Here is a 13023-nt window from a genome sequence, read left to right as displayed (position 1 = left end):
AAACTCCAGCACAAACCGGAGCAGGATGACCTCACTACCCTGGCTTGACCCGGACCAACTCTGGTTCCCATCCGCAAGCGAAGCACTGGATGATCCGGACGGGCTACTCGCCCTCGGAGGAGATCTGTCCACTGAACGACTCATTCTCGCTTACAAAAGCGGCATCTTCCCGTGGTACAGCGACGACCAGCCGATCCTGTGGTGGTCCCCTGACCCACGCTGCGTGCTCTTTCCTGAAGAAATACACGTTTCCCGCAGCCTTCGTCGCACGTTGAACCAGGGACGCTTTACCGTAACCGCAGACCAGGCTTTTGGTCGGATTATTCGCCTCTGTGCGTCGACCAGAGCTGAAGGGACCTGGATCACTGAAGACATGATAGCCAGCTATTCCGCTCTTCATCGTGAAGGCGCCGCCCACTCCATCGAAGTGTGGAACCACAAAGGCGAACTTGCGGGGGGAATGTACGGAGTGGCGGTCGGACAATGCTTTTTTGGCGAGTCCATGTTTTCCCTGGAGACGAATGCATCAAAGGTATTGATGGTGCATCTGGCCAATCAGCTCAGGGAATGGGATTACAAAATCATGGACTGCCAGGTGGAAAGCCGGCATCTGCTCACCATGGGTGCTCGCACTATTCCCAGAAAAGAGTTTTTATCTATACTCAGGACATGTGTGGATCGGAAACCGAATCAGCACGACTGGATAATTCGCTGGCAATGGACCGGGCCGGAGGCATAGATGAGTAATCTCAGGACCCTGGTGTTTTTCGCAACGCCACCCCACGATTGCAGCTACCTCCCTGACCGCGAAGCCACAACCATGTTCGTGGACCCCAGGGCCAACATCGACAAAAAGCTTTACAGCCAGTTGACCGCCCTGGGCTTTCGTCGCAGCGGCTCCCACTACTATCGCCCGCACTGCGAACACTGCAATGCATGTATTCCGGTCAGGCTAAAGGTTGACGATTTCCAGCCAGACAGGAGCCAGCGACGGGTACTTCAGAAAAACGGAGACCTGGAGTGCACCATGGTGCCGGCGACGTTTGACGAACGCTATTACCGCCTTTATGCCGACTATATCGAGCAGCGCCACAAGGATGGTGATATGTACCCTCCTTCAAGGGAGCAGTTCACGTCATTTCTGGTAGACGGCGCTACGGATTCATGGTTTCTGGAAATTCGCCTGGGAGATGAGCTGGTGGGCCTCGCGGCAGTTGATATGCTGGATGATGGTCTCTCGGCCATCTATACCGTGTTTAACCCGGAACAGGAACACCGAAGTCTTGGTACCTATGCCATTTTGTGGCAAATCGAGGAAGCCCGACGAAGAGACCTGCCACACCTCTATCTGGGCTACTGGATCAGGGAATGCCGGAAGATGAACTACAAAACGCGATTCAAACCGATTGAAGCACTTCGGGAAGGCCACTGGCGAGCATTGGATGTGAACTGATCTTTGCCATACGGGAATAATTCAGGCAGAATTGCGCAATTTAAAATCACGAGAAGTACATTCAAAGAGAGGTTTCTACTGAATGGCAAAATCAGATGTCATTGAAATGGAAGGCGTCATTATCGATACCCTTCCGAATACCATGTTCCGTGTCGAACTCAGTAACGGCCACGTGGTGACTGCTCATATTTCCGGAAAAATGCGCAAAAACTACATCCGCATTCTGACCGGCGATAAGGTCAAGGTTGAGTTGACTCCCTACGACCTGAGCAAGGGCCGCATCGTGTACCGCGCCCGTTAAGCCTGACCGACATCTGAAAAGCCCCGACATTCGGGGCTTTTTTGTTTCTGCAGCAAACGTTCAGACATAAAAAAAGACCGCTCCGGAATGGCAGCGGTCTTTTCGCAGGTGCAAGAGCAATGGGGACTTAGACGGCTTCGGCCGGCTCATCCTCATACTCAAACACCAGTTCATCATCACGCAGGTGTATGAACACATCCCCACCCTTCTCAGAAAGGCGCCCGAACAGAATCTGCTCAGCAAGGGGCCGCTTGATCTTGTCCTGAATCAGACGAGACATCGGACGTGCACCCATGGTGACATCGTACCCCTTCTCTGCCAGCCATACCTTGGCATCTTCATCCACATGGAGGACCACATGCTTCTCATCCAGCTGCGCCTGCAGCTCAGTGAGAAACTTGTCCACAACGTGAGTGATGGTCGCTTTCTGCAGATCACCAAACTGGATGATGCCATCCAGACGATTACGGAATTCCGGTGTAAAGGTCTTGGTGATGATTTCCATCCCGTCCGAGCTGTGATCCTGCTCATTGAAGCCAATTGAACGGCGAGCCATGCTTTCTGCCCCGGCGTTGGTCGTCATTACCAGAATGACATGGCGGAAATCCGCCTTGCGACCGTTATTATCCGTCAGGGTGCCATGGTCCATAACCTGCAAGAGCAAGTTGAATACTTCCGGGTGAGCCTTCTCAATCTCGTCCAGCAACAGCACACAGTGAGGATGCTTGTTAACCGACTCGGTCAAAAGGCCACCCTGGTCGTACCCAACATATCCCGGAGGCGCGCCAATCAGACGCGATACGGTATGCCGTTCCATATACTCGGACATATCAAACCGCACCAACTCGATACCCAGCACCTTGGCCAACTGTTTGGTGACCTCGGTCTTGCCGACACCCGTGGGACCAGCAAAAAGGAATGCGCCTTCCGGTTTCTCCGGCGCCTTGAGTCCCGCGCGAGCCAGCTTGATCGCGGTGGAAAGCGATTCGATTGCCGGATCCTGGCCAAACACCACCATCTTGAGGTCCCGCTCCAGATTCCGGAGCAGGTCCTTATCACTGGTAGAGACATTCTTCGGCGGAATACGGGCGATGTTCGCAACGACATCCTCGATGTCTGATACATCAACCGCTTTCTTACGCTTGTCTTCCGGCTGCAGGCGCTGACGTGCACCCGCTTCATCGATCACGTCGATGGCCTTGTCCGGCAAATGGCGATCCGTAATGTAACGGTCAGCCAGTTCGGCAGCCACCCGCAATGCCTTGTCGGTATACTTAAGATCGTGATGCTTCTCGAAATTCGGCTTGAGGCCCTTCAGAATCTGGTAGGTATCCTCAACGCTTGGCTCATTGACGTCAATTTTCTGGAAACGCCGGGCAAGCGCGCTGTCCTTTTCGAAAATTCCACGGAATTCCTGGAACGTGGTAGAACCGATACAGCGGATTTCACCAGAACTTAGCATCGGTTTGAGCAGGTTGGACGCATCCATCACCCCGCCCGACGCAGACCCGGCTCCGATAATGGTGTGGATCTCGTCAATGAAGAGAATTGCGTGCTTCTCTTTCTGCAGATCCGCCAGCAATCCTTTAAGACGCTTCTCAAAGTCACCACGGTATTTGGTTCCCGCCAGCAACGCACCAAGATCAAGCGAGTACACCACGGCATCGGAGATAATCTCCGGTACCTGTCCATCGACGATGCGTTTTGCCAGCCCTTCTGCGATAGCGGTCTTACCTACACCCGCCTCACCGACCAGCAGTGGGTTGTTTTTGCGACGGCGCACCAGTATCTGGACGACACGTTCAACTTCGTGCTCACGGCCAATCAGTGGGTCAATCCGCCCCTGACGAGCCTGCTCATTCAGGTTGCTGGCGTAGCTTTCCAGCGGTTTGGAATGACCACTTTCTTCTCCGGTTTCATCAGGAGCAGCCTGGTCATGACCTTCCTGATCCTCAGCGCCCTGAACGCGCGATATTCCGTGAGACACAAAGTTAACGACATCAATGCGGGCGACACTCTGCTTTTTGAGTACGTAGACCGCCTGACTCTCCTGCTCGCTAAAGATGGCTACCAGCACATTCGCCCCGGTCACCTCTTTCTTGCCGGAGGACTGGACATGGAACACCGCCCGTTGCAGAACACGCTGGAAGCCCAATGTCGGCTGGGTTTCCCGTTCGCTATCGTTACTGGGTATCAACGGTGTCGTGGAGTCCACAAACTCCACAAGCTCTTCCTGAAGCCGGCTAAGATCTGCACCACAGGCCTTCAGAACGCCCACCGCCGATTCGTTGTCTAGCAGGGCCAACAATAAATGCTCCACCGTCATGAATTCATGACGCTTGTCCCGGGCATTTTTGAAGGCCGTATTCAGCGTAATTTCAAGATCTTTGCTCAGCATGGGCCACCCCAACGTCTTTCAGTCCGCACGTTCAATCTCGCAAAGGAGCGGATGTTCGCATTCCGAGGAATACTGGTTCACCTGTGCCGCCTTTGTTTCTGCGATGTCTCGGGTATAAACCCCACATACGGCTTTTCCTTGCGTATGGACGAGCAGCATCACCTGCGTCGCCTTTTCTTCATTCATTTCAAAGAACGTCATCAATACTTCTACCACAAAATCCATGGGTGTGTAGTCGTCGTTCAGAAGAACCACCCGAAAACGCGCAGGGCGCTTGAGGGCTGGCTTCTCGGGAGCAACGCTGAGGTCATCCTGTCGCCCCGGTTGTTCGTCCTCCCCCTGATTGAATACTAGTAGAGAATTTTCGATAGTCCGCATCATTCTTTACCGGTTTATCGGTGCCCCTGGTTAAATGTGGTTGTCCGGCCCCGTGTTTTCAAGCTGTGCCGAGGACCGGGCGTGAGATATTTATCAATACGAACATGATACCGCTTCCGGACCGCGTTCAACCACACATTCCGGCAATAGAAACTATTGACTAGAAGACCTGATTGGTCGAAAGTTAAACTGGACTGTAAAATAATGTAAACCAATGCAATGTTTATGTAACGGGATTCGGGCCGGGTTCGCTCGACCGAGTGTCAGACAACACCAATAATAAAGTGTGACAGCAAAGGAACAGGGGAGTTCATCATGCCAAGAGGCAAGGTCAAGTGGTTTAACAATGCCAAAGGGTACGGATTCATCATCGAAGATGGCTGCAGTGACGACCTGTTTGCTCACTTTTCTTCGGTTCAGATGGACGGCTACAAGACACTGAAAGCCGGTCAAGCCGTAACCTTTGACAAGAAGCCCAGCGACAAAGGCACCCACGCGGTCAATATTGTTCCGGAAGAACAGCTCCAGCAGCAGGCTCAGGACAGTTCCGGGGCATCTACCGAAAATAAATCCGATTCGCAGGAGTCTGGCCGGGGGGACTACCCACCCCGTGCAGTGAATGCCTGATCAGGCATCCACCGGGTTTGTTTCCGCTACGCCCACCGGTTTTTGAGGTGGGCAGGGTTTGGTCGTATCTAGCAAATACTGCCCCCTCTCACCAGCTACGCCATTGAACGCTGCCTTTTGCTGCCACCCCGGTCATTCAACCCCGTAGACCCTGACCTCTTGCCAATTGAGGCCATTGCAGTAACCTTGCGAACTGAACTCACACCACTAGCAGAGCCCACTGACCGGAATGGCAGATCTTATTCTTTTCAATAAACCGTTTCGTGTTCTCAGCCAGTTCACGGATGACCGGCGTGATACGTCGAAACCTGTCAGGGCAACACTCGCTAACTGGATAAAGATCCCCGAGGTTTATCCGGCAGGAAGACTGGATTACGATTCTGAGGGACTGCTACTGCTGACCGGTGAGGGGGCTCTCCAGCACCGTATCGCTTCCCCCTCCCTGAAAATGCCCAAGACCTACTGGGTGCAGGTTGAGGGGCAGATTACCGACGCGGCCCTCACGCAACTTGAACAGGGCGTCAAACTCAAGGATGGCATCACCGCACCAGCCAAAGCCAGCAAGATGAGCGAGCCATCCGTTTGGGAAAGAAAGCCCCCCGTGCGATATCGTGAGTCCGTGCCCACAAGCTGGCTGGAACTCACCATAACTGAGGGCCGAAACCGTCAGGTTCGCCGCATGACCGCGGCAGTAGGCTTTCCCACCCTCCGGTTGATCCGCTACCGTATAGGAGACTGGACACTGGATGGACTCGAATCCGGGCAGTGCCGGACCATCAAGGTTCACGTTCCTGCCCCGCCGACGAGGCGGCCGGGAAAACGGAAGCCGGGAAACCCCAAAAGGAGACCGCGAAAGCCATGACATGGACCCCACATGCCACCGTTGCAGTGATCGTAGAAGACCAGAAAGGCCGCTTTCTGGTTGTGGAGGAGTTCAGCGGCGGTCGCGTCGTGTTCAATCAGCCGGCCGGACACGTTGAAGAAGATGAAGCCATTCTCGATGCCGTGCGACGGGAAACCCTTGAGGAAACCGGCTGGGAGGTAGAACCCGAGCACTTTCTGGGCGTGTACACCTATAAGGCGCCTGCAAACGGAGTCACCTATTACCGGTTCTGTTACTCCGCCAGGGCCCTGAAGCGTGTAACGGACGAACTGGACGCCGGAATCATTGCCGCACACTGGTTGCAGCTGGATGATATTCGTCAGCTGGGAGAGAAACTGCGAAGCCCTCTGGTGCTTGAATGCATAGAAGATTACCGAAACGGAAAGCGCTATCCGCTGGATGTTGTGGTCGATGCGCAGACGTAACCCCGCAAGAATGATAAACTCGGCGGCTTTTCACCGTTACCAAAGTATTCATGACAAACGCATCTGAAAAACGTCCTGTAGAAAGCACCCGAGTGATCGTCGGCATGTCCGGCGGCGTGGATTCGTCCGTTGCAGCCTGGTTACTGAAGGATCAGGGCTATCAGGTCGAAGGCCTGTTCATGAAAAACTGGGACGAAGACGACGGCACTGAATACTGCACCGCCATGACCGACCTTGCCGATGCTCAGGCTGTTGCCGATGCCATTGGCATAAAACTCCACACCGCAAGTTTTGCAGCCGAATACTGGGACCGTGTGTTTGAACACTTCCTGTCCGAGTATAAGGCCGGGCGGACGCCAAACCCGGATATCCTCTGCAATAAAGAGGTAAAGTTCCGGGCGTTTCTCGATTATGCCGTCACGCTGGGGGCCGACTATATTGCAACCGGGCATTACGCACGCCAGCGGCCGCTTGACGGAAACCCGGAGAAGGCACAGCTGCTGAAAGGCCTTGATGCAAACAAGGACCAGAGCTACTTCCTTCATGCTGTATCCGGCGACCGCATTGCCCGCACGCTCTTCCCCGTGGGCGAGCTGGAAAAGCCGGAAGTCCGCAGGATTGCCGAGCAGCAGGGCTTTGTCACCCATGACAAAAAAGATTCCACCGGCATCTGCTTCATCGGCGAGCGCAAATTTACCGATTTCCTGAAACAGTATCTTCCGGCGCAACCCGGAGACATAGAAACACCCGACGGTAAGGTAATCGGACGCCATCAGGGCCTGATGTATCACACCATTGGTCAACGACAAGGCCTCGGGATTGGCGGGTTGAGCGAGTTCGGCGACGAACCCTGGTACGTGGCCGAGAAAGATCTGACGCGGAATATACTGATCGCGGTGCAAGGGAAGCATCACCCTCTCCTGTTCTCACGGGGATTGGTCTCAGGCCCTGTTGACTGGATTGCAGGCGAACCACCCGCCAGTCGGTTTCGCTGCAAAGCCAAAGCACGTTACCGCCAGCCGGACCAGGATTGCGAAGTGCTGATTATCGATGGCGGCGTAAAGGTGGTATTTGATGACGCCCAACGCGCGGTTACACCAGGCCAGTCCGTGGTGTTTTATGATGGTGAAATCTGCCTCGGTGGTGGCGTGATCGAAGAAACATGGCGCGATGGCGCCCCCCTGCCCGACCGCCTCCCCCAATCGCCGGAACAGGAAACACAGGTATGAGCGGATCCCTTCACGACCAGACGCTTGCCCTCGCCGGGGTGTTCCAGGCCGCCAACCTTGTCCAGCAGATTGCCCACAACGGCCAGTGTTCAGAGGCCAGCCTGGAAACCTGCATTCGATCCCTGTTCGCTACCAACCCGGCATCCACACTTGATGTCTATGGCGGTGAACTGACAGATATCCGTGAGGGCCTGGTTACACTTTCCTCGGTACTGAGTCAGCAGAGCAAGCAGCCAGATGTCGAAGTACTGCGTTACGTACTGAATCTGATCCACCTGGAATCAAAGCTGAACAAACGACCGGACATGCTGGACGTAATTGGCAGTCGAATCGACCAGGCCCGGCATACCGCGAGCCATTTCGGCTATATTCACAGCAACCTGATCAGCAACCTCGCCTCAATCTACGCAGATACCATTAGCACCTTTCGGCTGCGCATTCAGGTTAGTGGGGACCCAACAGTGCTCCAACGCGAGGAAAATGCCGCCAGGGTTCGCGCACTGCTGCTGTCAGGTATCCGCTCAGCCGTGCTTTGGCGCCAGACCGGCGGCCGCCGCTGGCAGCTGATCTTTTCGCGCAAAAAGGTCATTCAGCACGCCCGTGAGCTGGCCGAGGAAGCCAATCGCTCCCTTTACCACTGATCCGACTGATTCAGGAGCAGTGGTGGTGTATCATGTGTGCCCCCAATTTTTCTTTTGACCCGATTCTTTGATGATTTGAGAGGTTTTCGATGGAACTCACCGCCCTGACCGCCATTTCCCCGGTCGATGGACGCTATGGCAGCAAAGTCAGCGTTTTCCGTGACATTTTCAGTGAGTATGGCCTGATCAGGAACCGCGTAACCGTCGAGATCCGCTGGCTGCAGAAACTGGCTGCCCACACCGGAATTACGGAAGTGCCCCCACTCTCCGGCGATGCCAACGCATTTCTGGACAAGATGATCAGCGATTTCAGCCTGCCGGACGCTGAACGCATCAAGGACATTGAGACCACTACCAATCACGATGTCAAAGCGGTCGAGTACTTCATCAAAGAGAAAATTGCAGGGGTTCCTGAACTGCATGCGGTGACCGAGTTCGTTCATTTCGCCTGCACCTCTGAGGATATCAACAACCTGTCTCACGCCCTTATGCTGCGTGAAGGCCTTGACCACGGCATGCTGCCAGCCATGGATCGTGTCATCGACCAACTGGCCAAGCTCGCACAGGAACATGCGGAACAGCCGATGCTGTCCCGTACCCATGGCCAGACAGCGTCTCCGACCACCGTCGGCAAGGAACTGGCGAACGTGGTTTACCGCCTGCGACGCCAACTGAAACAGATCAGGGCAATCGAACTGTTTGGCAAGATCAACGGTGCAGTCGGTAATTACAATGCTCACCTGTCTGCCTATCCGCAGATTGACTGGGCCGCCAATGCCAGGGAATTTATTGAGAGCCTGGGCCTCGACTGGAACCCTTACACCACCCAGATCGAACCTCATGACTACATTGCCGAGCTGTACGACGCGGTCGCCCGTTTCAACACCATCCTGATTGATCTGGACCGCGATATCTGGGGCTACATTTCCCTCGGCTATTTCAAGCAGAAGACCGTCGAAGGGGAAGTAGGTTCTTCAACCATGCCCCATAAGGTCAACCCGATTGATTTCGAGAACTCCGAGGGCAACCTGGGCATCGCCAATGCGCTGCTCGGCCACCTGTCTGCCAAACTGCCAATTTCCCGCTGGCAGCGTGACCTGACTGACTCCACGGTGCTGCGAAACCTGGGCGTCGGCTTCGCCCACAGCCTCATCGCCTATGAAGCGTCCCTCAAGGGCCTGGGCAAACTGGAAATCAACCCCGCTCGCCTGGACGAGGATCTCGACCACGCCTGGGAAGTTCTTGCAGAACCGATCCAGACAGTGATGCGCCGCTACAATATCGAAAAACCCTACGAAAAACTCAAGGCCTTGACCCGGGGCAAGGCAATGACACCGGAAGTGATCAAGAATTTCGTAGAGACGCTTGATATCCCTGAAACGGCCAAGGCCGAGCTCATGGCGCTCACGCCGGGCAACTATATTGGCAACGCCATAGATCAGGCGCGCAACATTTAACATCTGGAGCAGCACCATGGACATGCTTGGCGGAGTGACACCCTCTGAATTTCTGCGTGACTACTGGCAGAAGAAGCCGCTGGTGATCCGTCAGGCGTTTCCGGGATTCCAATGCCCTGTGAGCGCCGATGAGCTGGCAGGTCTGGCCTGTGAAGAAGGCGTCGAGTCCCGAATTGTCATTGAGGATGACGATGGCAAGCCCTGGCAACTGCACAACGGCCCCTTCACACCGGACAGGTTCAGCCAGCTTCCGGAACATGACTGGACGCTTCTGGTTCAGGGTCTGGACCACTGGGTTCCCGACATCGCCGATCTGCTGGAGCACTTCCGGTTCATACCCAACTGGCGTCTGGATGACATCATGGCCAGCTATGCCCCAAAGGGAGGTAGTGTCGGGCCACACTTCGATCAATACGATGTGTTCCTGCTCCAGGCACAGGGCCATCGGCGCTGGACCTTCGGCGGTCAATGCGACCACACCTCACCCCGGGTTGAAGGCACCCCACTCAGGATACTGAGCAGCTGGGAGGGCCAGGAAACAGTCACTCTGGAACCGGGTGACATGCTGTATCTACCGCCGGGCGTCGGCCACCACGGTATCGCAGAAGACGACTGTATAACCCTTTCCGTGGGATTCCGGGCGCCGACCATCGACGACCTTCTGACCGGTTTCACAGATTTTCTTTGCGGTCAGTCCGATGCAGCGGACCACCTCACAGACCCGGACCTGAAGATCCAGGACAACCCCGGAACCATCCAACCGGAAGTCATCGACAGACTGGACAGCATCATTCGCGAAAAAACGGGCAACCGACGTCAACTGTCTCTCTGGTTCGGTCAGTATGCCACCGCCCCCAAGAGCATGGACATTGTTGTCCCGGCCGAGGAACCGGCATCGCCGGAAGACTTCGACGTTGCCCTTCGCGCAGGCGAACAGCTGCGCTGGAATGAAGGCTCCCGGTTTGCCTACCATGAACTTGGTGATGAAACAGCTCTTTTCGTGGATGGCGAACAGTATCTGCTCAAGGGGGATGCAAGACCGTTGGCACCGCTACTATGCGCCAATGCTCGGATTGACATGACTGCCCTGGAATCTTTTGCGAAAGATGAGACTCTCCTTGGTCTCTTATCTACCCTGTACAATCAGGGCTCAGTCTATTTCGAGTAGTTGCTCGCCATGACCGTGAGATTCAGGAAATACAGCTGGCAACTCGCCCCGCACCATATCCGCGAGATTCGCCAGCAAGTTTTTATTGATGAACAGAAAGTCCCACCCTCGCTGGAATGGGACGATACCGACGAGATTGCAGACCATTATCTTGCCGTTCTCCCGGACAATACACCGGTTGGGGTGGCCCGACTGTTTTCCACTCTGGACGAAACCGCCCATATTGGTCGCATGGCAATCCTGCCCGGGTTCCGCGGCCGAGGAATTGGTGAGGCCTTGCTTCAGCACCTGATCGGTGAGGCTGCCGGCCATTTCAATGAACTGAAACTTTCAGCCCAGAAACATGCCATTCCCTTTTATCAGCGATCCGGCTTTCACATCTGTTCCGATTTTTACGATGATGCTGGCATTCCACACGCCGACATGCGCTGCCTGGCACCGTCATTACTTGCACAGGAGCAGGGAAAGCGGGAACAACCAATGGTTCTGGGGCAAGACTCACAAACCTGGCTGTTTGCCGGGGAAAGTCACATGCTCGGCCTGATGGACTCCATGACCGGTCAGGCAGGTCAGCGGCTTTGGCTCTACGACCGGTTGCTTGAGCACGATTTGTACGATCGATTCCGCTTCCGTGAACTCATATCCACCCTGGCGCGCCAGCATCGATTGAGCGAGGTAAGACTGCTCATTCACGATGACAAGCCACTGGTCAAACGCCGACACCAACTTGTGGAGCTAATGAGGCGCCTGCCAAGCAAAATCGAATTACGGCTGGCAAACGACGACTACCCCATGGAAAATCAGCCCTTCCTTCTGGTTGACCGGGAAGGCGTGGTATACCGCCACGACTTCTACAAACCGGAGGGATTTGCCAACTTCTCGGATGGCGGTCGGGTAAAACTGCTTTCCGAAAGCTTTCAGCGCATGTGGGATGCAGGCCGAAGTTCTCTTGAACTCAGGGAATTACCGCTCTGAATGGTGTGCCCGAGGCGCCTCAGCCGATTCAAACTGGGCACCAAAAGGTGCAAATTCGGTATCTACTTCTTCAGCCACCTCGGCAATCAGCTTCCTTAGCCATTGATGATCCGTGTTGTGCTGCAACAACGGACTCCATGCCATTTTCAATTCAAAGGGTGGGATTTCGAAAGGTGGGACCTTGACCACCAGATTGGCGTTGTCCTTTTGCAACCACGCCGCACGGGAGGGCAAGGTCGCAATAAGGTCGTGCTGCTCGGCCAGCAACATCGCCACCTGGTAATGCCGGGTAAACACCGAAATCTGACGTTTGCGCCCCATTCTTGAGAGCGCTTCATCCACCCAGCCAAGCCGCTGCACATCCTTTGGATTAACCCCAACACCAACACCAAAGCCGGTTTTACTGACCCAGATATGACTCGCCTCCAGATAGGTATCCAGGGTGAACGGCTCCTTCAGAATCGGGTTACGAGCATTCATCAAGCAGGCAAAGTATTCAGTCCACAGGGTCTTCTGATGAAATGACTGAGGGATCTTGTCGAACCGGTTTATGGCCATATCAAGGCGACCCTGTTCCACATCCAGAAAACTCACATCACTGGGGGTGAGTACATCCAGTGTCACGTGGGGAGCCTCCTGACGGATTCGCCTCAAAACTCGGGGCATCAGGCAGGATTCCGCATAGTCACTGGCCATAATGCGGAAAACCCGCTGACTTTCCAGGGCCGAAAACGGTGTTTTTTCGTGCACCGCCTGTTCAATATCGGACAGGATTCCTCTCACCAGCGGCTGCAACTCTCTTGCCCGCTCTGTAGCAGTCATACCCTCACTGGTTCTGACCAGCAAAGGATCACTGAACAGATCACGCAGCCTTCTCAGGCCGTTGCTCATGGCCGGTTGGGTTATGCCCAGGTGATTGGCCGCCTTGGTGACATTGCGTTCCCGCAACAATACGTCCAGATAGACAAGCAGATTAAGATCAACGCGGGAAATGTCCATGAGTTACTCCGGGCTTTACGCGAAAAACATTCTTTATTGCCACTTAACCTTATCAACCGTCATTCATAACGACAATATTATCGACATAC

Annotated in this window: 14 protein-coding genes; 11 read left to right on the top strand and 3 right to left on the bottom strand. The window is 54.7% G+C overall.

Annotated features, from left to right (window positions below):
• Window positions 1-25 precede the first annotated feature (25 nt).
• The 3 genes from aat to infA all read left to right on the top strand — a co-directional run bounded on the left by aat (window position 26) and on the right by infA (window position 1754).
• Window positions 26-739: a leucyl/phenylalanyl-tRNA--protein transferase gene (aat, locus tag KFJ24_RS04540; protein WP_250829885.1), complete on the top strand. Its 714-nt coding sequence runs from the start codon at window positions 26-28 to the stop codon at window positions 737-739.
• Window positions 740-1453: an arginyltransferase gene (locus KFJ24_RS04535; RefSeq protein WP_250829884.1), complete on the top strand. Its 714-nt coding sequence runs from the start codon at window positions 740-742 to the stop codon at window positions 1451-1453. It begins immediately after the preceding gene.
• An 82-nt stretch (window positions 1454-1535) separates the two neighbouring features.
• Complete coding sequence (gene infA, locus KFJ24_RS04530) at window positions 1536-1754, top strand: translation initiation factor IF-1 (RefSeq protein WP_014421226.1); 219 nt, start codon at window positions 1536-1538, stop codon at window positions 1752-1754.
• A 127-nt stretch (window positions 1755-1881) separates the two neighbouring features.
• On the opposite strand, the gene clpA is transcribed toward infA, so the two are convergent.
• Entirely contained in the window at window positions 1882-4152 is a 2271-nt protein-coding gene (gene clpA, locus KFJ24_RS04525; RefSeq protein ID WP_250829883.1) for an ATP-dependent Clp protease ATP-binding subunit ClpA, read from the bottom strand.
• Window positions 4153-4170: 18 nt separating this feature from the next.
• The gene (gene clpS / locus KFJ24_RS04520) at window positions 4171-4530 is read right to left on the bottom strand and encodes an ATP-dependent Clp protease adapter ClpS (protein ID WP_250832554.1); all 360 of its coding nucleotides are present in this window, start codon (window positions 4528-4530) and stop codon (window positions 4171-4173) included.
• Window positions 4531-4845: 315 nt separating this feature from the next.
• Between clpS and KFJ24_RS18165 the strand changes: the two genes are divergently transcribed.
• The 8 genes from KFJ24_RS18165 (at window position 4846) to KFJ24_RS04480 (ending at window position 11935) form a co-directional block, all read left to right on the top strand.
• Window positions 4846-5157, top strand: coding sequence for a cold shock domain-containing protein (locus tag KFJ24_RS18165; protein ID WP_284709155.1), 312 nt, complete (start codon window positions 4846-4848; stop codon window positions 5155-5157).
• Between the two features lie 229 nt (window positions 5158-5386).
• Window positions 5387-6019, top strand: coding sequence for a pseudouridine synthase (locus KFJ24_RS04510; protein ID WP_250829882.1), 633 nt, complete (start codon window positions 5387-5389; stop codon window positions 6017-6019).
• Entirely contained in the window at window positions 6016-6465 is a 450-nt protein-coding gene (locus KFJ24_RS04505; RefSeq protein WP_250829881.1) for an NUDIX hydrolase, read from the top strand. Before KFJ24_RS04510 ends, KFJ24_RS04505 begins: the two co-directional genes overlap by 4 nt.
• A 50-nt stretch (window positions 6466-6515) precedes the next feature.
• On the top strand, window positions 6516-7694 hold the full coding sequence (mnmA, locus tag KFJ24_RS04500) for a tRNA 2-thiouridine(34) synthase MnmA (protein WP_250829880.1): 1179 nt from the start codon (window positions 6516-6518) through the stop codon (window positions 7692-7694).
• Window positions 7691-8335 carry a high frequency lysogenization protein HflD gene (gene hflD, locus KFJ24_RS04495; protein ID WP_250829879.1) on the top strand — a complete coding sequence of 215 codons (645 nt, stop codon included), beginning with the start codon at window positions 7691-7693 and terminating at the stop codon, window positions 8333-8335. Before mnmA ends, hflD begins: the two co-directional genes overlap by 4 nt.
• An 89-nt stretch (window positions 8336-8424) precedes the next feature.
• Complete coding sequence (purB, locus tag KFJ24_RS04490) at window positions 8425-9792, top strand: adenylosuccinate lyase (RefSeq protein WP_250829878.1); 1368 nt, start codon at window positions 8425-8427, stop codon at window positions 9790-9792.
• 16 nt (window positions 9793-9808) lie between these two features.
• Entirely contained in the window at window positions 9809-10960 is a 1152-nt protein-coding gene (locus KFJ24_RS04485) for a cupin domain-containing protein (RefSeq protein WP_250829877.1), read from the top strand.
• A 9-nt stretch (window positions 10961-10969) separates the two neighbouring features.
• On the top strand, window positions 10970-11935 hold the full coding sequence (locus KFJ24_RS04480) for a GNAT family N-acetyltransferase (protein WP_250829876.1): 966 nt from the start codon (window positions 10970-10972) through the stop codon (window positions 11933-11935).
• On the opposite strand, the gene KFJ24_RS04475 is transcribed toward KFJ24_RS04480, so the two are convergent.
• Window positions 11924-12934: a LysR family transcriptional regulator gene (locus tag KFJ24_RS04475; protein WP_250829875.1), complete on the bottom strand. Its 1011-nt coding sequence runs from the start codon at window positions 12932-12934 to the stop codon at window positions 11924-11926. The genes KFJ24_RS04480 and KFJ24_RS04475 overlap by 12 nt on opposite strands.
• Between the last annotated feature and the right edge of the window lie 89 nt (window positions 12935-13023).

Origin of the sequence: Marinobacter sediminum, assembly GCF_023657445.1 — a bacterium.
GTDB classification, from domain to species: domain Bacteria; phylum Pseudomonadota; class Gammaproteobacteria; order Pseudomonadales; family Oleiphilaceae; genus Marinobacter; species Marinobacter sediminum_A.
Note: the sequence above shows the minus strand (reverse complement) of the source record. Positions and strands in the feature narration are given on the sequence as shown.

Excerpts from the sequence above, each read along its gene's own strand:
- KFJ24_RS04475 (WP_250829875.1), bottom strand. The coding sequence starts at position 12,934 with ATGGACATTTCCCGCGTTGATCTTAATCTGCTTGTCTATCTGGACGTA.
- KFJ24_RS04510 (WP_250829882.1), top strand. The coding sequence starts at position 5,387 with ATGGCAGATCTTATTCTTTTCAATAAACCGTTTCGTGTTCTCAGCCAG.
- aat (WP_250829885.1), top strand. The coding sequence starts at position 26 with ATGACCTCACTACCCTGGCTTGACCCGGACCAACTCTGGTTCCCATCC.
- KFJ24_RS04535 (WP_250829884.1), top strand. The coding sequence starts at position 740 with ATGAGTAATCTCAGGACCCTGGTGTTTTTCGCAACGCCACCCCACGAT.
- KFJ24_RS18165 (WP_284709155.1), top strand. The coding sequence starts at position 4,846 with ATGCCAAGAGGCAAGGTCAAGTGGTTTAACAATGCCAAAGGGTACGGA.
- mnmA (WP_250829880.1), top strand. The coding sequence starts at position 6,516 with ATGACAAACGCATCTGAAAAACGTCCTGTAGAAAGCACCCGAGTGATC.
- KFJ24_RS04505 (WP_250829881.1), top strand. The coding sequence starts at position 6,016 with ATGACATGGACCCCACATGCCACCGTTGCAGTGATCGTAGAAGACCAG.
- KFJ24_RS04485 (WP_250829877.1), top strand. The coding sequence starts at position 9,809 with ATGGACATGCTTGGCGGAGTGACACCCTCTGAATTTCTGCGTGACTAC.
- clpS (WP_250832554.1), bottom strand. The coding sequence starts at position 4,530 with ATGCGGACTATCGAAAATTCTCTACTAGTATTCAATCAGGGGGAGGAC.
- hflD (WP_250829879.1), top strand. The coding sequence starts at position 7,691 with ATGAGCGGATCCCTTCACGACCAGACGCTTGCCCTCGCCGGGGTGTTC.
- infA (WP_014421226.1), top strand. The coding sequence starts at position 1,536 with ATGGCAAAATCAGATGTCATTGAAATGGAAGGCGTCATTATCGATACC.
- purB (WP_250829878.1), top strand. The coding sequence starts at position 8,425 with ATGGAACTCACCGCCCTGACCGCCATTTCCCCGGTCGATGGACGCTAT.
- clpA (WP_250829883.1), bottom strand. The coding sequence starts at position 4,152 with ATGCTGAGCAAAGATCTTGAAATTACGCTGAATACGGCCTTCAAAAAT.
- KFJ24_RS04480 (WP_250829876.1), top strand. The coding sequence starts at position 10,970 with ATGACCGTGAGATTCAGGAAATACAGCTGGCAACTCGCCCCGCACCAT.